Origin of the sequence: Halomarina salina (assembly GCF_023074835.1) — an archaeon.
In the GTDB taxonomy this organism is placed as follows: domain Archaea; phylum Halobacteriota; class Halobacteria; order Halobacteriales; family Haloarculaceae; genus Halomarina; species Halomarina salina.
Map to the genome: position 1 here is coordinate 103230 of NZ_JALLGW010000002.1, position 18424 is coordinate 121653.

General features: G+C 65.2%; 28 protein-coding genes and 1 tRNA gene. 1 reads left to right on the forward strand and 28 read right to left on the reverse strand.

The genetic code is table 11. The annotated features are described in order from the left end of the window. Positions 1–27: 27 nt before the first annotated feature. The 28 genes from MX571_RS16340 to MX571_RS16475 form a co-directional block, all read right to left on the reverse strand. Positions 28–324 carry a hypothetical protein gene (locus MX571_RS16340; RefSeq protein ID WP_247418710.1) on the reverse strand — a complete coding sequence of 99 codons (297 nt, stop codon included), beginning with the start codon at positions 322–324 and terminating at the stop codon, positions 28–30. After that, positions 321–884 carry a hypothetical protein gene (locus MX571_RS16345; protein WP_247418711.1) on the reverse strand — a complete coding sequence of 188 codons (564 nt, stop codon included), beginning with the start codon at positions 882–884 and terminating at the stop codon, positions 321–323. Before MX571_RS16345 ends, MX571_RS16340 begins: the two co-directional genes overlap by 4 nt. A 3-nt stretch (positions 885–887) precedes the next feature. Further along, positions 888–2246: a hypothetical protein gene (locus tag MX571_RS16350; protein WP_247418713.1), complete on the reverse strand. Its 1359-nt coding sequence runs from the start codon at positions 2244–2246 to the stop codon at positions 888–890. Positions 2247–2258: 12 nt separating this feature from the next. Beyond that, positions 2259–2516, reverse strand: coding sequence for a hypothetical protein (locus tag MX571_RS16355; protein WP_247418715.1), 258 nt, complete (start codon positions 2514–2516; stop codon positions 2259–2261). Next, complete coding sequence (locus MX571_RS16360; RefSeq protein ID WP_247418717.1) at positions 2509–2757, reverse strand: hypothetical protein; 249 nt, start codon at positions 2755–2757, stop codon at positions 2509–2511. The genes MX571_RS16355 and MX571_RS16360 overlap by 8 nt, the downstream gene beginning before the upstream one ends. 87 nt (positions 2758–2844) lie before the next feature. Then, entirely contained in the window at positions 2845–3333 is a 489-nt protein-coding gene (locus MX571_RS16365; RefSeq protein WP_247418720.1) for a hypothetical protein, read from the reverse strand. Then, on the reverse strand, positions 3334–3744 hold the full coding sequence (locus MX571_RS16370) for a hypothetical protein (RefSeq protein WP_247418722.1): 411 nt from the start codon (positions 3742–3744) through the stop codon (positions 3334–3336). Beyond that, the gene (locus tag MX571_RS16375; RefSeq protein WP_247418725.1) at positions 3744–4082 is read right to left on the reverse strand and encodes an HK97-gp10 family putative phage morphogenesis protein; all 339 of its coding nucleotides are present in this window, start codon (positions 4080–4082) and stop codon (positions 3744–3746) included. Before MX571_RS16375 ends, MX571_RS16370 begins: the two co-directional genes overlap by 1 nt. A gap of 2 nt (positions 4083–4084) precedes the next feature. After that, positions 4085–4456 carry a hypothetical protein gene (locus MX571_RS16380; protein ID WP_247418726.1) on the reverse strand — a complete coding sequence of 124 codons (372 nt, stop codon included), beginning with the start codon at positions 4454–4456 and terminating at the stop codon, positions 4085–4087. A gap of 158 nt (positions 4457–4614) precedes the next feature. Continuing rightward, a complete protein-coding gene (locus MX571_RS16385) occupies positions 4615–4977 on the reverse strand; it encodes a hypothetical protein (protein ID WP_247418727.1) in 363 nt (120 codons plus the stop codon). A gap of 1 nt (position 4978) precedes the next feature. Then, the gene (locus MX571_RS16390) at positions 4979–6130 is read right to left on the reverse strand and encodes a hypothetical protein (RefSeq protein WP_247418729.1); all 1152 of its coding nucleotides are present in this window, start codon (positions 6128–6130) and stop codon (positions 4979–4981) included. Next, positions 6130–6615, reverse strand: coding sequence for a hypothetical protein (locus MX571_RS16395; protein ID WP_247418732.1), 486 nt, complete (start codon positions 6613–6615; stop codon positions 6130–6132). Before MX571_RS16395 ends, MX571_RS16390 begins: the two co-directional genes overlap by 1 nt. Next, positions 6612–8216, reverse strand: coding sequence for a DUF7282 domain-containing protein (locus MX571_RS16400; protein WP_247418734.1), 1605 nt, complete (start codon positions 8214–8216; stop codon positions 6612–6614). The genes MX571_RS16395 and MX571_RS16400 overlap by 4 nt, the downstream gene beginning before the upstream one ends. A 15-nt stretch (positions 8217–8231) precedes the next feature. Continuing rightward, positions 8232–9119 (reverse strand): structural protein, encoded by an 888-nt coding sequence (locus MX571_RS16405; protein ID WP_247418735.1) that lies wholly within the window; start codon positions 9117–9119, stop codon positions 8232–8234. Further along, on the reverse strand, positions 9112–10575 hold the full coding sequence (locus MX571_RS16410) for an anti-CBASS protein Acb1 family protein (protein ID WP_247418736.1): 1464 nt from the start codon (positions 10573–10575) through the stop codon (positions 9112–9114). The genes MX571_RS16405 and MX571_RS16410 overlap by 8 nt, the downstream gene beginning before the upstream one ends. Continuing rightward, a complete protein-coding gene (locus tag MX571_RS16415; RefSeq protein ID WP_247418737.1) occupies positions 10566–12125 on the reverse strand; it encodes a DEAD/DEAH box helicase family protein in 1560 nt (519 codons plus the stop codon). Before MX571_RS16415 ends, MX571_RS16410 begins: the two co-directional genes overlap by 10 nt. Then, positions 12122–12784 carry a hypothetical protein gene (locus MX571_RS16420; protein ID WP_247418738.1) on the reverse strand — a complete coding sequence of 221 codons (663 nt, stop codon included), beginning with the start codon at positions 12782–12784 and terminating at the stop codon, positions 12122–12124. Before MX571_RS16420 ends, MX571_RS16415 begins: the two co-directional genes overlap by 4 nt. A gap of 33 nt (positions 12785–12817) precedes the next feature. Beyond that, the gene (locus MX571_RS16425) at positions 12818–13225 is read right to left on the reverse strand and encodes a hypothetical protein (RefSeq protein ID WP_247418739.1); all 408 of its coding nucleotides are present in this window, start codon (positions 13223–13225) and stop codon (positions 12818–12820) included. 2 nt (positions 13226–13227) lie between these two features. Next, positions 13228–13575, reverse strand: coding sequence for a hypothetical protein (locus MX571_RS16430; protein ID WP_247418740.1), 348 nt, complete (start codon positions 13573–13575; stop codon positions 13228–13230). Positions 13576–13578: 3 nt separating this feature from the next. Continuing rightward, complete coding sequence (locus MX571_RS16435; protein ID WP_247418741.1) at positions 13579–13884, reverse strand: hypothetical protein; 306 nt, start codon at positions 13882–13884, stop codon at positions 13579–13581. Positions 13885–13888: 4 nt separating this feature from the next. Next, positions 13889–14065: a hypothetical protein gene (locus MX571_RS16440; protein WP_247418742.1), complete on the reverse strand. Its 177-nt coding sequence runs from the start codon at positions 14063–14065 to the stop codon at positions 13889–13891. Further along, positions 14062–14220 (reverse strand): hypothetical protein, encoded by a 159-nt coding sequence (locus MX571_RS16445; protein WP_247418743.1) that lies wholly within the window; start codon positions 14218–14220, stop codon positions 14062–14064. Before MX571_RS16445 ends, MX571_RS16440 begins: the two co-directional genes overlap by 4 nt. A 36-nt stretch (positions 14221–14256) precedes the next feature. Next, entirely contained in the window at positions 14257–14805 is a 549-nt protein-coding gene (locus MX571_RS16450) for a hypothetical protein (RefSeq protein WP_247418745.1), read from the reverse strand. 149 nt (positions 14806–14954) lie between these two features. Beyond that, a complete protein-coding gene (locus MX571_RS16455) occupies positions 14955–15209 on the reverse strand; it encodes an ArsR family transcriptional regulator (RefSeq protein WP_247418747.1) in 255 nt (84 codons plus the stop codon). A gap of 239 nt (positions 15210–15448) precedes the next feature. Beyond that, on the reverse strand, positions 15449–16138 hold the full coding sequence (locus tag MX571_RS16460; RefSeq protein ID WP_247418749.1) for a hypothetical protein: 690 nt from the start codon (positions 16136–16138) through the stop codon (positions 15449–15451). Then, positions 16135–16296, reverse strand: a complete 162-nt coding sequence (locus MX571_RS16465) for a hypothetical protein (protein ID WP_247418751.1) — start codon at positions 16294–16296, stop codon at positions 16135–16137. Before MX571_RS16465 ends, MX571_RS16460 begins: the two co-directional genes overlap by 4 nt. Before the next feature lie 401 nt (positions 16297–16697). After that, positions 16698–16976, reverse strand: coding sequence for a hypothetical protein (locus MX571_RS16470; RefSeq protein ID WP_247418752.1), 279 nt, complete (start codon positions 16974–16976; stop codon positions 16698–16700). 55 nt (positions 16977–17031) lie between these two features. Next, positions 17032–17104: transfer RNA gene (locus MX571_RS16475), tRNA-Gln, on the reverse strand. Positions 17105–17267: 163 nt separating this feature from the next. Here MX571_RS16475 and MX571_RS16480 point away from each other — a divergent pair. Continuing rightward, a complete protein-coding gene (locus MX571_RS16480; protein WP_247418754.1) occupies positions 17268–18377 on the forward strand; it encodes a M24 family metallopeptidase in 1110 nt (369 codons plus the stop codon). Positions 18378–18424: the final 47 nt, after the last annotated feature.

An 18424-nucleotide genomic window follows, 5' to 3' on the forward strand; every position in this document is an offset into this window, starting at 1 on the left:
CAGGGGGTGTCGCGTGCGGTCAACCGACTATGCAGCGTTGGACTGGGCCATCAGGTCGTCAATTCGAGTCTCGGCCTCAGGCGTCATCGCCTGGCCTGGCTTGGGCTCACTGCCCTGCTGCTTGGAGTGCTCGATCTCGAAGAGTTCGTAGTAGACGGAGAACCCGATGAACAGCTTCTCTTTCTCCTGGCGGGTCACTCGGCCAACGAGACCCTGAGGGTCGTACGTATACCCACAGTGGTGGAGAAAGTACTCGACGAAACACTTCTGCTCGTGTGGCGTGAACTGGTCGAGACTCGTTCGAGGAGTGCTACGGCGACTCATTCACTGTCGTTCTCGTCCATGAACTGCTCGAGGGCCTCGGGATTCTCTCGGATTACCTGGAGAACCTGCGTCGGCAGTTCGCCACGACTGGTCGCTCTGATCTGGTCGGCGAGTGCCTCTTCGCCGCTGGCTCTCAGGACGAGGATGAAGTACGCGTCCTGCATCGCCCCCGTCATGCCGTTTTTGACGAACTCCTCGGTTACCTGGTCGTCCGGGCACTCCGGGTGGTTGGTGAGGTCAGGGGCGACGACACACCGGTTGAAGATGTTCGCGAGGTCGCGGTCGGTGACGTCCTCGCCCTCGTTGAGTTTGTTTTCGATGTAGCGCTCACGCAGTGCGCCAGTCATCGGCTTCGCGATGGCGTCACCGCCGAGTTCTTCGACGTACTCACGCCGAGGGACGATCTCGCCATCCTCGTCGCGCTGGATCGTCGTCTGCTCGAGGGAGACGAGGTCGTTCTCGCCACCGGAGCCGTTGACGTGGTCTGGCGTGCGGGTCGGGTCGTCGGTCTTGGTCGTGTCGTCGGTCATCGGAACGTTGGAGATATCGCTGTCAGACATGGGTTAGGCGGGTCGGAAGTCGATGATGTCGCTGTCGTCGGTTGGTTCGAGTGCGGTGAAGGTGGTCTCGACCGTCGCGAACGCCTGGCCGGACTCCTTGGTCACGGAGCCACCACTGGAGCAGTACGCCCGAGGGTACGCTATGTCACCCCCAGTGAGCGGGATGACGAACTCACCCTCGTTGCCCTGGAAGTGGTCGCCGGACTTGTCAGTCGACTGCGTCTCGCCGAACACCGTCGCTTCGGTGGTAATGTCGCGACCGTCGGCGTGCTTGCTCTGGGCGAGGCCTTCCGTAGTGGCCTCCTCTTCGATGTTGTTCGTGACCGTGGTCGTCGCCTCGACGATTGTCTCGGCGATCTGACTGCCGAACCACTGGATATCCGTCCCGAGGACGGTCTGTGCTTCGCCGAGCGTCGAGCCGTCGCCGAGCGAGCCACTCCCGAGCGGCGGGACCCCCTCGTCGCCCTCGATAACGTCGTAGTCGTCCTTGCCGGCGACGACTGTCAGCAGCTGCCCGGGCTCGCCGGTCTGGTCGGTCGACTCATCGACGTACACCTCGAGCGTGCCGGTGAGTTCCTCAGCAGGTGCGACCGCCCCCAGCGAATCGTACTGCGACGTCGTGACGACCGCCGTGGTCGCGTCCGACCCGTCGAGCGTGATGTCCTCGACCGTCTGGCCGTCGACAGCCTCGATCGTGATCGTCGCGCCCGTGTCCGAGGCGTCGGTCGACCGGATGGCGAGATACGTCGACTCGCTGGGCTGGTCGAGCTGGTATTTTCTCCTCTTATCGAACATGTAGGCGAGTTCGACTGACGCCACTGCACTGTCACCTGCAGAGAGCGACAGCGCGGGCTCGGAGGGGCGACCGCCGAAGGCGTAGTCGACCATCCGCGTCGCGAGCGCCGTCGCCTCGGGAGCGTCGCCGGACGGGTGGGAATTGTCTCGGCCGTCGGCGAAGTACTTCGCGTGAACGGTGTTGCTCGCGATGATGGAGCTGTTCTTGACGATCTCCAGCAGCGAGTGGGTCGCTCGGAGGTTGTTGTCGATGTCGCGAAGCCAGCCGTCGGCCAGCGGATCGAGCGTGTTGCCCGACCCGTCGACTGGGAACCGCTCGAGGTCGTACGTGACCGTCACCTCGTGGGTCTCCTGCTGGCGCTTCTTGTCGATCGGGTCGACGTCGCCGATGGGCGTCCGCTCGTCGTGCGTCGCCTCGCTCTCGGGCTCGTAGCCCGTGACGACACTGGAGTAGAGCTTCCAGTCGGGGTCGGTCGGGGTCTGTGCGTCTCCGTTCGCGTCGACGGTCTCGGCGACCCAGTGATACTCGGTGCGCCGCGAACCGCTTTCAACGTTGAGTGGTGCCATTGATGGATACCTCTACTGCGTGTCGAAGTTGTCCGAGCGGAGTTCCTCCGCTGTCTCGGTGGCGGCCTCGATTGTGGTGCGCTCTCGGTCGCCCTGGCGCTGCGTTTCGAGGTGCAGCGTGCCGCCGCCGAGGCGTTCGAGAGCTCTGTTCGCGTCCTCGGCCGCTGCACTGAGTCGCTCCAGCGCTTCGGTGACTCGCTCGATTTCTTCGACCGCCTCGTCTGCGTCGGCGGTGATCTCTACCTCCAGGCCGTTGATGTTGTCAACCATTTCGGGTGTCCTCGCTCAGAGGAGTAACTGCAGGTGTCAGTTCGCCATCGGCAGCCGGTTCGTACGGCTCGACGGCGTGCGTCTCGCTGTCGATGAGCGCCTCGCCGACCGCTCTCGAGACCGGCTCGCTGGTGCCGGTCGAGAAGACAGTGACCTCCTGGCGCTCGCCATCGACTGTGATGGCGACGCGCCGGGTGGGGCACTCGTCGGCGGAGTCGCGTCTGGTGAAGTGAACTCGCATGTTTCAGCGCGAAGCGCTCGCCGGTCGATCGGCCAGCGCGATACGAAAAGTCAGCCCCAATGGGTCGATACCGGGGCTGGGTCGGTGTTACTGCGTGGGAGTGCGGTCGCGAAGCCACATCGCGCGCACCTCCGTCCGGAACACCGCCGGACCCTCGTCAGTGTCGACGAGGTCGCGGGCGTCGCCTGGCCCGAGCGTGTAGAACTCAGGAGGCGACTCGTCGAGCAGGATCTGACTCGCCTGCTCGTACAGCTCGTTGCGCAGCTTCTTCGGGTTGATGTCCCCACCGCCGCTGGTGAGGCCCTGACAGTCATCTCGCGTCCCGGCGACGCAGTTGACCAGTGCATACCCTGAGAGGCGCTGCATCCCCTTGCCGGTCTGGCCATCCAGGCCGGTGAAGCCAGTCGCTCCACTCTGATACGGCCCTTCGTCGGTGTTGGTGACCGTGAGACACGGCATGTCGCCATCACGGTCGTACCACCCAGTGTGACACACCGGCGCGCTCGTAATCGAGGTGGCCGAGACGTCCCAGTTGTCGACCAGGAGGTTGCGGATGACGACGTTCGGGTCGGGCATCTATTCACCCTCCTCGCTGTCGATGCCGTAGACACGGAGTCGGCCGTTCAGTTCGTCGAAGACGTGCGTGACGTGGTAGATCACGCCCGCTGGCGTCTCGATCTCCGAGGGGTAAGGGTGGCCCTCACGGCCGTCGTAGACGTCGACCTCATCGGGCAACAGGATCTCGGCGTCGACGGTCGTCGACTGCCCGCTCGCCGTCGACGTCTTGACCGGCTCCTGGGGCTGCTCGACCTGGCCGTGGGTCTGGATGGTCTCCTCGAGCGTCTTGCTCGTATCGCCGTACTCAGCGTCGCCTGCCGCACTGTCACCACCGTCAACGTAGTTTCGGACGGTTAGTGCCGTCTCGAACCAGTCTTCGAAGGCGTCATCGAGGGCGGCAAGGCGCTCGCCGGTGTTGGTACGGGCCATTAGGAGATGCGTTGGGCAGTGATGCTTGACTGGAGGTTCCCTGTATCGACGGGAACCACGTCCTTACTGATCGCCTCGACCTCGAGGGCGGCTAGCCGGACGAACTCCTCGACGCTGTCTGCCTGCGCGGCGATCTGGTCGAGCTGGCGGTTCGTCCGCTCGGCGGCCGGCCGGAGGTACGGCTGGGCCGCCATCTGGCTGGTGCCGAACTCGACGTGAACTGCGTACTCGACGTTCGTCCCGACGACGTACGTGACCTCGGTCGTCCAGCGGGCGTCGAGTGCATCGAGCGTGCCGACGAGACTGGCGACACCGGTGAGGTTCACGTCCGCCTGCATCGTCAGTCACATCCCCGGACGTTTGGCGTCCCGAACCGAATTGTCTGCTGTTCGAGCTGCGATAGTCGGCCCGTCGGGTCGAGTTGGAGCGCCTTCCGCCAGTGAGAGAGGGCCGAATCGCTGTCGAAGCTGACCGAGCGGTCCCCCTGCTGGAGTTGCGTGACATCACCGTCATCGTCGACGTACGCCGCCGCGATGAGCGCGCCCACCAGTTTCAACCGGTCACTCCGGTCGGTGTCGGTGTGGGGCTCGAGGTCGTCGTTGACGATGCTCTCAGCGAGCGACTTCTCGAAGGCGAGGTCGGGGTCGGGGTACTCGGAAGCATCAGCATCCAGCGCGCTTCGGATGTCATCCTCATCAACAGTAATCGCCATCAGTCACTCATCCCCGCTCTCTGGCGCCCCCCAGGAGGCGTACGGTGGGTCACCTTCGAAGTACGAACCATCGTCAAACCAGAGCCGGACGAGGCCAGCCTCTGTGTGTTCGACTTCCTGGACGGTGCGCCCATCGAAATGCTGGGGATCGACCACCGCTACTCCTCTAGTTCAGCGCGGCGCTCTTCGACGGCCTCTTTCGTGCCGTCGCGGGTCGCCGCCTCCTCGATCTCGTCAAGGAACTCATCGACCATGCCGTCCTTGATGTCGGGGACGACGCCGCTGCCGTCGTCCTCGTGGAGATTCCGGTCGAGGAACTCCTCGGGCTGGAACGCCTCGCCGACGTTTTCGCTGTCCGAGTCGTTGCTCTCGCTGTCCGCTCCATCGTCGCCGTCGACACGGTCGACGAGATGCGGATGGTTGGCGGCGAAGTCCTCCGAGACCTCGATTTCGTCGCCGGTCCGGTGGTAGAGACTCTCGCCAGCGTCGAAGAACTCGGCGGTCACCTCAACGCGGACCATCTCAGACCCCCGTCGAGATGCCGGTCATCCGGACGATCCCGTTGATGCCGTCAGGCTGGGCGCGGACCCACGGGATGCGCGAGGAGACGAGGCGGAACTTCCGGGCCGCGCCGCCGTCGATGTCCCACGCCGTGTTCGTGACGCCCTGGGCGTTCACGACACCGAAGTACCGCGGGTCGTTGAGCAGCATGATCGCCGTGTCGCCGTCGAGACGCGGCGCAGGCACCCAGTTGAGGTAGGGGTACTTGCGGTTGAGGCGCTCGATGAGCGGCTCGTCGGTCGCGCTCGTCTCGTAGTTCTGCCGCATGACGCTGCCCCACAGTTTGTAGGGCACCATCACCAGCGCGCCGACCTGCGAGACCAGCGGGACGTCCTTCGTGTCGACGACGTCGCTCTGCTGCTCGATGGTGGTGTGCAGCGCGTCGACGTCCGAGAGGACGTTGTCGGCGGTGCTCCAGCCCGAACTGTTCGGAGCCTGGAGCACCTTGTCCGTGTTCGTGCTGTCGAGGCCGCCGACGGTGAAGTCGAGGCCGTCGATGGAGAACGTGCCCCCCCACCCGTTGTAGAGAACTTCGTGCTCGCGGCGGTTGAGCGCCCGTCGGGCCTCGCGAGCCGGGCGCGCCTCAGGGTCCTCACCGTAGGCGCGCTTGACCTCCATCTCCCGACCGCCGAGCTCGTACGTGACGAAGTTCAGCGGCTGGGCGACGCCGTCGATGCCGTTACGATCCAGATCCTGTGTGGTCTCGCCACGGATGTCCATCGCCGTGTCGGCGTCCATCCGGCCGGACTTCAGCGTCCGGACGTAGACGTAGCTCGATAGGTCCGAGGAGACGCCGAAGCCCGACCCCGAGAGCACGTCCATCACCGTCGACCGGCGGAACTGCTCGTCGAGGCCCTCCATCTCGTAGTCGATGCCCATCCGGTAGGGCATCGGCGAGGCGGCTTCGATCTCCTCGCCATCCGCGTCGGTGGGGATGCCCGCCGCCGCGTCGAGGCTGTTCCACACGTCGGGCGACCAGCCCGACTGAGCGCGGATCTGCTTGAGCGCCCGCTCACGGTACGCCTTCATCGGGTTGAAGAACGCCGTGATGTGTTCGTCCGATGCGTCTTCCTGGAAGTCGTCGTGCGTGACGGTGTGTGCGTTAGAACTCATCAGTAGAACTCCACCACCGCGATGTCGTTGTCGAGATCTGCGTCCGAGATGAGCTCTCGGACCTGCCCGACGAACGTCGTCAGGGCTGTCGAGCCGTCCGTCTGGACGTCCGATATCTCACCGTTGCTGTTCCACCCCACGTCATCACCGGCAGCCGCCGTCGACGAGGAGGCGACACGGCACCGGGCCTGCTGGAAGCGGAGGAACCCGAACGTGTAGAGGTGGTCGTCTGCGTCGATGGTCGCGTCGATGGGGCTGGTGTCCATCGAGTTTAGCGACGCGGCGCTCATGGTCTGTGGCGGAACGCGGACCACGTACGTGGTCCGCGAGTTCACACCCGCGGGCGAGACGTCGTTCGCGTCGCCCGATGTGTCGAAGGTGACGCCCATGCCGGGGCGGAGTTCGGCCGTTGCAAACCCTTCTCGCTCCTTGGGTTCGTTGTCGAAGATCTCCGCCACGACCGAGTTCGGCGTGTCGTAGCTCATTCTGCTACCCCCGTCGAGAAGTCGTCAGCGTCGTACTCGTCGTCACTCCCGCCGACTGCCGCTTCGGCCGTGTCGCGTCCACCGCCGACACCGGGGATGGGTGCCGCACCGGGCGTGGTCGCCTTGGTGTGGATACGGTCGAGGAACGGCGAAGCGACGAGCTCCTCTTTGTCGTCCTCGCTGTACTCATCCGAGGCAGCGATGATCTCGTCGGCCTTCTCGGCGTCGGAGGCGTGCTCGTTGGCCGCCTCAGCGATGTCGCCGACGTCGTCTTCGGTGACGAAGCCCTGCTCTCGCAGCGCCGTCCCGAGTTCCTCGGGGGACATGTCGCCGATCTGGGTCGGCGTGTCGTCGCCGTCCTGTCCGGTTCCGGTGTCGTCTGCACTACCGGTCGTATCACCGTCCTCGTCGTCCACGAGGTCACGCGTCTGTTCCACTTCCTCGTCGTCCATCTCCGCCAGCATCTCCTCGCTGAAGTGTGAGTTGGCGGTGATGAACTCGATGTCGTCGTCTCTGTTTGTCATTGAATCACCGTCCGCATCCGCGTCGCGCCCGGATTCGCCGGCTCGACTGTCGCCCTGTTCTGCTTCGACTTCGACACCGTCGGGAGCCACACCGACGAACGCCGATTCGACGAAGTGGGCTCCGTCACTCGATGTAATCGGCTCAGACACCTCGCCCTCAGCGACGTATCGGAGCATCGCGAAGAGCCGCTCGTCCCCTGAAAGGGAGTCACTGAGGCTGACCGCGAGATCAGACTGGTAGTCACCCGCGTCCTGCGGGTCACTACTTCCGAGTGTCGGCCCGAGGCCGTCGCCGACGTCGGGGAACTCCTCACCCGACCGGTGAAGCGAGACGGCCCAGGGGGCGTCGTCAAAGCCGCTGCTCTTGACCGTCACCGTCTCGCCGTCGCTCGTCTGGTCGTCGAACCAGATGCGGCCACGCGTGTCGTTCGAATCGATAAGACCGATTCGGGTGGCGAGGCGGCGGACGAGCCCTTCCACGTCGTCGTCATCGTCGGCGTCGTTCAGTGCCCCCTCGGCGACGGCAGCCTCGAGGCCGCCCTCGTTAGCCCACGCCGCGAGATCCGAGCGGCCACCGAACTGCGCGGTGTTGCTCGGTGAGTCGCCCAGACTCACGACGCTCAGGTCGTGCAGGACGATGTTCTCGGCGATGTACGCGCCCGTCTCCGGGTCGCGTGGCCCCTTGTCGAAGTTAGCGTGAATCGAGACGCCGTACGTCTCGCCGTTCACGCCTGCCGCGATGTCCTCGTCGTGGGTGGTCGCGTCGTAGACGATGGCCTGCCCCTCCGAGGAGTAGTGCATCGAGTTGTTGCCGACGGTGTCGTCGACCGGCGGCGACCCCTCGTAGTCGGGGTGGTCCTTGGTGAGCTTCGAGGCGGCCTGGGAGTACTGCGCGTCGGCGAGGTTCTCCGCCGTCATCAGGATGCGCTCACCCCGATTATTGTGGAGAATGTCGCCATCTGCGACGGCGACGCCATGGATGGGCCACGGGCCGTTCTCCGGGTCGGCAGCAGCGATCGTTTCGCGGACCTCCGGATGGTCGCGGACGTACGTCTCTATGGTGTCTGAATCTGTCATGAGTTGATGGACCTCTCAGGTGACGACCGGGGCGATCGTACAGACGCAGTTCGGGTGGGACTGGTCAGGAACGATCGGTGTCGCCTCAACTGGCCACGGGTTCTGCGCCTCCAGTGCCGTACAGATGGAGCAGGGAGTGTGGGTCAGGACGTTGACCTTCTCAACGCCCATCTCACCATACCGACGTCCAGCAGCGCTATTGTGGCTGTGAAGCGTCTCCGTTCGCGCCAGGCGCTCAGCGTCGGTGATCCCGATTTTGTCGATGCGGTCATTGAGATTCCGCGCTGTCTTTCGGGGATTCCAGCCTTGCGAGAGCCCGGTCCCCAGTTCCCGCCTGACCGCCGTCTGCATGTCAGACGAGACTGTTGCCAGTTCGTCGTACGACCGCGTGTAGAGCTGTTCGAGCGTGGCTGCGTGAACAGGCTGGTTGAATGTCGCCTGAAGGCTGGCCTCTGGCGTCTCAACACCCTCCTCGTGCAGTCTCGCGTCGGCATACTGGACGCCGCGCGAATAGGCGCTCCGGACGTAGCGAGCCGTGAAGTGCTCGCCATTTCGAACCCGCTGGCGACTCGTCACCTCCAGAATCCCCCGATTGGCCTGCCGTTCCAGCCAGATGATGAACTCGTCCTGGGCCTCGGCATCCGTGTCGAACGTGAAGCCACTCGCCGGCTGGATGTCGTCAGCAGCTGCGGTGATCGTCGCTGTGCCACCGCTCGATGTGTCGGCCGCCCTACCCCCCGCCGCTGCAGCAACGAGCGCGTCGACGTCAGAGCCGATGCGCAGCGCGTCGTTGTCGATGACCGTCGTCCGGACCGCACCCTTCAGCCGGCGAAACGGCTTGGCCACCCGAACGCGATACTCTCCACGAAGCGTCTTCGTTCTCGTCGGTCCGCTCTCAGCCATCGTCGCCCGTGCCGTCCTGCTCTTCGCCGCCGTCGGCGAGCGCAGGCGGTGTCGCGTTCGGTGGCGGAGCGCCTGCATCCTCAGCAGGGTTCATCGGCGCGGGCTGCTGGCTCTCGTCCATCTCGGGGAACTCGCCCTCCTCGATGAACTCCACGATGGCCTTGGTGTCGAGCCCGGGAGCGTACTGGGCGATGTTCTTGATGACGGTCGACCGGTTTTCCTGGATCTCGGATTGCTCCTGCTCGTCCTGCTCGGCCAGCGGCTCGCGGTCGATCGAGTAGTCGCCACCAGCCGGCCCGGTGACGACCTGGTATTTGACGAGCCGGTCGGCCAGCTCCCGGACGATCTGCGGGTCACAGACCTGTTCGATGAGCTCGGCGACCGCACCGTAGAACTCTCGGAGGTCCTGGGCACCCGCGACCTCGCCGCTTTCATTGCCCTTGAGAATCTTCTGCGGAATCTTCGTGGCTTCGCTCAGCGACTCGATGAGCGCCTGCTTAACCTTCTCGGGGTCGATCTGCTCGCCCGCGATCCGGTTGACCTCTACACCCTGAGTCCGCATCATCGGCTGGAACTCGTTGACGTACGCGTCCGTCTCCGCATCGATCTGGTCCTCTGCGTCGTCGTTCAGGTTCGCGTCCTTGTCGACGTTAATGTGGAGCCCAGGACGTGCGATCGAGTACGCCGCCTCGGCCGCACTCCCCTCGAGTTTCTGCAGGTCGGTGACCGTGTTGTAGACCGGTTCGAGCGCTGGCGTGCCTCGGACTTCGTCGTCGAGGAGCCCGCCCGCGATGTGGATGACGCGGCTGTGGTGGACCCACTGCTCGCGTTGTCCAGCTCCGAAGATATCCTCCGTCCCGGCGTCGTTCTCATCCGAGAAATCGATACGGTAGTACTCGGGCTGACCCCACCGGCCGCTGTTGGCATCGGCCCACCGGATATCGGTGACCGAGATCTGCGATAGCGGTCGAAGCCACTCGATAGCATCGCCGGGGTCGTTCTGAGCGACCGCCGACTGGTCCACTGGGTCGACGAACTGCTGGTCCTCGCCGTCGGCCCACCCGATCATCAGCAGGCCGAACTGGCCGATGCGCGAGAGGAGATGCGCCCGCTTGCAGTAGTGCCAGAGCCGCGTCGAGCTGACGACGTCGGACATGTCCGACTCGAAGTCGGTGTCCGTGCCAGCCTCGGTGTTCTTCTCGTCGACGTACTCTGGGGGGTTACGCCATGCCGTCTCGGCAGGGATCGAGATGACAGCGTTCGCGTGGGGGTTCCGGAGGAACGAGGCGTAGTAGTCCTCGATGTCTGGGGAGCGGTCCCACGCGAAGTTATCGTAGTAGTCCCGCTTCCCACCGTACGCGATGCCGAGGGCAGCGGCGAGGACCGCCCGATTCCGGAGGCCGCCGAAGTCGTCCCGCGTCGGGCCGTCGCCGTCTTCAGAGTGTTCTATCGCCATCGATTCGACCTCCCTGTTGCTGGCGTGCCGAAGGCCCCAGCAGTTCCTTGGTTGTCGTCATCATCTGGAATGAGATCCTCCGCCATCAGCACGGCCTCGATAGCAGCGTCGAGGTGATCCGGCGAGTGGCCCAGGCGCTCTTCGACCTTCGACTTCGGATCGGCGACGTACACCTGGTCCTCCCGAGAGCTGTAGTAGCGCTCCTCGAGCGTCAGGGTGCGCGCCGCAATCTGGAGTTCCTTCCGGAGACGCGTGTCGGAGAACTGCCCGCCGCGCTCCATCCAGTCGCCGAGCTCGCACAGCCCCTCGGTCCAGCGGTCTTTGTACTCGTCAGCCTGGGCCGCCTCGGCCCCGTTCTTGAACAGGTCGACCTCGGGGTACCGGGCGTTGGTGTCGTCGGCCTTGCCCGAGCCCTCCCCGATTGCGTCGACGGCGATCGGCGCGTCGGGCTCCTCGTCGAGGAGGCCCCACATCGCGTTGAACTGGACCGTGTGGTCGGTGCCGGGCTGAGAGTACGCGACGACGAGCACGCCGCCGCGCTCGTCGATCTGGACGGTTCGGTCGCCCGACCGAGCGACGTCGATGCCGGTCCCCCGTCGCGGCTTGCTCGTGTCCAGGTCGTCGGCATCGACGTACGCTGCGTTGACGAGGTCGAGGTCGAACGGGCGGTTCTCCGCAGCGCCTGCGGGCGGCATGATGCCGGCGAACCGGCGATACCACCGCGAGTCGAGGTCTTCACGGAACTGCGGCGACGTCCGCGTCGACATAGCCCGAGCCTCATCGTAGCCCGGCCAGGCCAATCCGTTCAGTGCTTCCCACTTCGTCTTCAGTTTCTCAAGTCCGGTCAGACCCGGGACGACGTCGCCCTCGCGAGCACCGCGCTCGACCTGGACGTTGTGTGAGTCGAACGTCGAGTACTGGAGCTTCCGAGCCGGGATACCGATCTCGTCCAAGTTCGCGACGACATTCGTCTCGTCCTCTGGCGGGTTCGAGATGATGACCATCCGGTCGTTACTGTCGGAGATCAGCGAGTCCATTGAGTCGAGCGTCTTGTGCGTGACGTCGTCCTTGTCCGCCTCGTCGACGATGACCAGGACGTGGTCGTTGTGGACGCCCTCCAGTTCACCGGGGTCGCCCGGAGAGTGGACCTCGAACTGCCAGGTCGGCTCGCCGTCGATGTCGATGTGCGGGTTCGGCGACCACTTCCACTCGCCGAACAGCGGCGAGGACTGGTGGAGCGCCTCCGCATCCGCACAGAACGTCCGCTTGAGCTTGCCGTACGTTCCCGACGTCACGACGACACTCGACGGATAGTGACGTTTGTGGAACGCCAGGGCGAGCGCGACGATTGCGAACGTCTTCCCGAAGCCGTTGCCCCCCTCCAGGTGCGTGTACTGGTTGTCCGCGACGTGCTCGAGAATCTCCCGCTGCTCAGGTGAGAGCGTGATGCCGAACCACTCCTCGGCCGCTCGCCAGTAGCGTTCCCGACCGGTGAAGTTGCCCGGTAGGCGCTCGGCGACGTGATCAGGAAGGTCGGTGTTGGTACTCACTGGCTGTCACCCTGCGCGGAGGCTTTCCACGCGTCTTTTAGCGAACCGATGGCGTCGGCGGTCTGGGACTGCGGATCGTCCAGGAGGCCGAGGTCCTTCAGCCACGCTCGCCGATCCTTCGAGAGCCTCGACTGGCCCTTCGCGACGACCGTCTCCTTGTACTTGTAGTACTCCTCGCCGCTCTCGGCGATGCGTGTCTCCTTGTCGACCGTCGCGTTCCCGCTTTCCAGGCTCTCGGGTTTGTCGACCGCCCAGTTGTCGGCGTGGACGTGCTTGCCGTACGAGACGGCGATGCGGAACAGTTCCGCCTCCGTCCCGGTCGTCGCCTCGCCGTGGCGATCCTCGTACTCCTCTAAGTAGTCGGTGAAGATGTCGTCGACGAGCTGCTGCTCGTCGTCGGAGAGGATCTGCTGGTAGGTCGCGTTGGTGTCGACGTACAGGCCGTGCGTGGCGGCGTTCGTATTCTCCTCGGGAGCGCCGCCGCCTGAGTTGCCGACCGCGTTATCATTGCCCTCCGGAGCACCGGCGTTCCCGCCGTGGTGCTTGCAGAGACCCTCGCCGAGGTGATCGGTCCCCATCCCGGCAGTCTGGCCGCAGTACCCGCCGTCCTGGGTGTTCGTCGAGTTGCACTTCCCCTCGACTGGCTCGTCGTTGGTCATGACACCTCCATAGGATTGAGTTTGTTTTCGCGGTCAGTCGGTCACTGCCCCGAGGAGGGTCTCTGCACGCCGAGAGGGTTCGTAGCCGGTGATGAACGCTCGCCGGTGAGCAGTCGCCCACGGGATGTGCTGACCGTCGGCGGCCGTCGGCAGCGAGAGATCGATGACAGTGTCGCCCATACCGAGAAACCAGTGCGTCCCGCTGTACGTGGCGTCGACGTCGCCCCATGACAGGCAGTAGATGTCGAGTCCGGAGCCGACACCACCCCGAGCGTGGAAGTACGCTTCGGCGGCGACGTAACACGAGCCTTGGAGGGCGTCATCTGCGGTGGCGTACTCCTGCTTCCTGATGTCCGGGTGGGTGCGAATGTACTCGCGGATGCGCCCTGCGGTGTCGTCGGGGCGAGCAATGACGGGGCTGTCATCGCGCACGGTGGTCATGGTTACAGAACGAGCGGCGTGGCGAGGATGGCGATAATGAGCCCGGCGGCGAGCGCCAGCCCGTAGTACCACGGTTCGTTGCGCGTGACCCGCTGGGCGACGAGGCGGTTGTTCGGCGCTCGCTTCAGGCCCAGTACTGCGGCCACCGACAGGACGAGCAGCGGGACGGCGACGTCCGTGTAGCCGGTGGCGATGGCGACGCCGAAGACGAGGCCAGCCACTGCGCCCAGTTCGAGGGCGTGCGCTTCGTCGTAGGTGAGGTCACTGGCCACTTTCCGAAGCGGGTCCGGAAGCCAATCAGGAGGTGATTCGAAGACGTAGTCGTCGCCGTGGAGTGGTTTGCGTGTCATTGGTCAGTCACCCTGGCCGTGATACTCTGCGACTGGTTCGGAGCCGAAGACGAGCCACGTTACACCGACACCGCCGATGACGGCGAACATGACCGCGCCAATCGCCGTTACGAGCGGAGCGAAGCCTCCCGCCGAAAACAGGACGACCGACGAGGATGCCATCTGGGCAACACCCAGCGCGTAGAAGGCGACCCAGACGCTGGGCCGCCAGTGTCGCCACGGGTTGACCTGAATGCAGATGGCCACGACGATCCAGATCGCTCCGACGAACATATTGAGCTGCCGGGCGAGTTCGAGAGCGGTCGTCATGGCGCTACCGTTGTGCGAGTTCGTTGACCCCCAGAAGCGCTCCGATGAGGGCGACGACCGGCCAGAGCAGCTGGCTCGACACGGAGTAACTCGGCGTCGCAGCGGCGTACAGTGAGAGAACGACGATCGTTACCGACAACATGACCGCGATGCCGACTTTTGCGACGGCTTGGAGGTTCATTCATAGTCATCGACGTCCTCGAGGTCGACTCGGAACGTCCCGCCGTCATCGAACACGACGCGGACGAACAGCCCCGACTCGGCCTGGTCGACGTTCGGCCGAAACACTTCACCGAGCACGTGACACGGCGCTCGGGAGGCACGAAGCGGATGCACTGCTGAGGTCCGTGTTCCAGGCGCGGTACTCATCGCTCACAGCACCCGGAACTCCTCGATGGTGTCATCGAACGCTGCTTCGTACATCTCGGCGACACGCTCGCGGATGGCCTCGTCGACAGCGCCGTGATCCATCGGTGCGGAGGCACAGACAGCCTCGAGGCGGTCGACGGCTGGGCGGAACTTGACTCGCGACGCACAGTGTGGACACCGGGCGTTGACGTGATCGAGCATCCACGCCACCCAGTATCCCTGTCGCGCGAGGTATTCGGCGAGCGCATACCAGGTGAGCGCGTCGATCGTGTTCGGGCCAGCTTTCAGTCGCTTCAGTGCGAGTGCGGCCGCCCGGTCGAGCGCCGGGTCCGGCTCGCGGACCAACCGGTGGATACGTCGGAAGTACCCCAACAGCCCCTGCTGGGCTGACCGGAGTTCGCCGTTCGTGAGCGCGCCTTCCCGTGAGCTGGTCCAGTTCGACAGCGGGTGTGGGATGGGCGTTCGAACGCCGATACGGTACGAGCCAGGGTAGTGACGCTCCTCGGTGAGAGGCGCGCCGCTCTGCGGGTCGAACGCTTGTTCTTGAATCATGTGAACGAGGAGAGAGGCAGTGCTGGACGGGCACCATCACACGCCGACCGGCGTCAGGTGGCCGAAGCGAGACACGACGACAGAGTGGTCGTCTTGCGCGAACGTACGCCGAGGACAACTTAAAGCGGAGCTTCGAACTGATATACGGCTCATCCGTCACCATTACAGACCACGTACAGCGGGCGACGGAGGTCCTCGAAGTTGTGGCGCATCTCGATGACGCCGAGCTCGGTCAGTCGCGCCAGCGCATCGCCACCGGTCGAGCCACCCTGGAAGTAACAGCGCTCGTCGATCTCCCCGCGCGTGAGGGGGCCGTCATCGGCGAGCTCCCGGTAGACGAGCTTGACGCTGGGGCGTTCGTCGGCGAGCGCCGGAGGGAGTGTCGGAGAGTCGGAGTCGTTCATGTTGTCGCTTACAGTTGTCGTAAGCGGGTCCGGCGGTGGGTCTGTGAGAGATAGCCGCCAGACGCCGCCAGACGCCGCTTACTGCTAATTTACCCGCTGCTAACCATACCACACAACACAACCACACACTACCGCAACTCAACCGCGGTTGTGGAACGGGGGCGGTTTCGGCGGCTGCGAGGTGTGGCGACTTACAGCTTCACCCTCTTGGCCACTTACGACAGTTGTAAGTGAGAGCATCAGGCCGAGTCACCTCCTGGCTCGGTCTGTTCGAGCACGTAGCGGCCTTCTTCGTCGTTTCCTTCTCGAAGCGTGATGACGCCGCCGGAGTTCTCCGCGACCCACTCCATCGCGCGGTACACCTGGTTCCACGCGATGCTCTCGTCGTTCGCGTCCTCGAGGCGGGTCTTCAGGTCGTCACGCTTCGAGGCGAGCACACGCTTGCGGCCGTACTTCGTCCCGTGAACGGTCCCCCAGTCCGACCAGCGCTCGGCGATCGCCCTGGCACGGTAGTGCTTCGCCGTTGGCCGCTCGAGAGCGCCCTCTGGTCCGAGCTTGATCACACGGCCCAGCGGCGTCATCCCGCCGCCCTCGCCGCCAGCAGCGATGGTGAGCACTTCCTCGGAGTCCATCCCGAGCTCGTCCTCGACGGCGGTGAGCCGACGGGACATCCGACCGTCTTCCTTTCCACGACGTGAGGTCTCATCGCGCAGCTTCTCCTGGAGCGTACCGACCAGTTCTTCGAGTTCACCGACGCGCTCTCGAAGCTGTTCGTTCTCTGCTTCGAGCTCCTCGACGCGTTCGTCGGTGCCGTTGTAGACGTGCTCGGCGAGGTCGAATAGCTTGTCGTCGAGCTTTTCGATGCGCTCGACCGCTTCCTCCCGCGTCATCGACCCTTGGTCAGCGCGGTGTGGCTGGTCAGTGCTCATTCGTCGCTCACCGGTTCGACCGTCGTCCGCGTCGGCTCGATCTCGACCGGGTGGTCGGGTGCACGGCCGAGGTGCATCTCTCGCAGCGACTCAGCGACCTCGCGATTGTGCGTCTCGCCTTCGAAGCCGCACGTTGGGCAGGTAATGCGGAACGCCATCAGGCGACCACCCCGTCTGGCACCTCACCCTCCCAGACGAGCGTCGCAGTGACGAGGTCGATAACGCGGAACGGGTCGCAGGTGGGGACGGGACAGTGCCACCCGCCGCTTGGCGGGATGTAGCAACCGCGATGCCCTCGCTGACAAACCCGATGAACCGACCAGTCGGGGCGGTCGGGGACGTTCATCGCTCGTCCCTCCCTGCAGATTGCTTCTCATCGCCAGCCAGATCCTTGCCGCACTCCGTGCAGCGATAGATCTTCTCGCTCTCCTCACCGCAGGCGGAACACGTGGTCGTCATCGACTGATCACCTTCCGGCACCGCGGGCAGGTGTCAGCGCTCGCCGGGACGGTCGCACCGCAGCACGGACAGAAATCGGCGCAGATGCCGCGCTCGAGGCTCACTGTCGGTTACCCCCAGCGACATCATCCGCACCCGGGCCGGTCCGAGTCGTCGCAGCGTACCCCTCGTCGCGCTCGTTGGTCTTGTGACGGACCGGTCCCATGTCCAGGACGTCGTGGACGTGCTCCTCGCACAGCAGGAGCGTGAACTCCGGGGTGATATCCTCCCGGTCGTGATACCGGACTGGCTGCTCGATGGTGATCGAGTAAAGCTCGCTGGGCGAGACGTCGAACACCGAGCAGTCTTCGGCCTGGCAGGAAACGCGCATCGGGCTCACGCCACCACCCCCTGGGCCGCACTGTCAGCACTCGGGATTATGTAAGAACGTTGAGTAGTCCCGGGCGGATTCGAACCGCCGTCAATGGCTCCAAAGGCCATTATGATTGGCCACTACACCACGGGACTTCGCTTCGCTCGTCCCGCGTACCTCGTCGTCCGTCACGGACGACTCACCACCGCGGGACTGCGTGGGACTGCGGGCGGAGATTGCGGGGTCGCGCACAATAGCGTTACCGTTCGGTCCGACCGCGACCCCAACGATTACCGACACGGGCGCAGGCCACTCCGTATGTCACGCCGCGCCCGTCTCGACACGTTCCTCGACGCGAACGACCTCGCCGCCGTCTGGTTCGCCCGCCCGAACAGTTTCGCGTGGCTCACCGGCGGCGACAACGTCGTCGACCGCTCGGGCGATACGGGCGTCGCCGCCGCGGGCTACGACGGCGACCGTCTCCGCGTCGTCACGGACGACATCGAAGCGCCGCGCCTCCGCGACGAGGAGGTCGGCGACGACGTCGCCGTCGAGTCGTTCGAGTGGCACGCCTCGTCGCTCGCCGAGGAGGTGGCCGACCGGACTTCGGAGCCGTTCGCCGCGGACTTCGACGTAGCCGGGGCCGAGTCCGTCGACGCGAGTGCGCTCCGTCAGCCGCTCTCCCAGGGAGATATCGAGGACTACCGCTCGCTCGGGCGCGACGCGGCCGAGGCCGTCGAGTCCGTCTGTCGGGAGGTGACGCCGGGGACGACCGAACGCGAGGCGGCCGTCGCGCTCCGGGCCGAACTCGGCGAACGCGACTGCGAGACACCCGTGGCGCTCGTCGGGGGGGCAGAGCGCGCCCAGCGGTATCGGCACCTCACGCCGACCGACGCCGAACTCGGCGACTACGCCATCGCGTCGGTGACGACCGAGCGCGGCGGGTTGCACGCCAGCGTCACCCGGACCGTCGCGTTCGACCCGCCGGAGTGGTTCGACGAGCGCTACGACGCGGCGCGGCGGGTCGAGGCGTCGGCGCTCGCGGCGACCAGGCGCGTCGGGAGTGCGGACGAGAGCGTCGGGAGTGACGGTGGTGGCAGGACCGCTGGCGACGTGTTCGACGCCATCCGGGAGGCGTACGCCGAGGTGGGCTTCGAGGACGAGTGGCGACAGCACCACCAGGGCGGCGCGGCGGGGTTCGCGGGTCGCGAGTGGATAGCGACGCCCGACCACGACGCGACGGTCGAACTGCCGATGGCCTACGCCTGGAATCCGACCGTGCAGGGGACGAAGAGCGAGGGAACGCACCTCGTGACGACGGACGGCGTCGAGACGCTGACGCTCGGAGCGGGCCACTGGCCGACGAGCGAGGTGGAGAGCGTCGACGGGTCGCTCGCCGTCTCCAGACCAGACCCACTCCGACGCTGAGGTGGGTTCGGGCAGTTCGTTCGAACCACGCCTGCCCGTCGATGCGA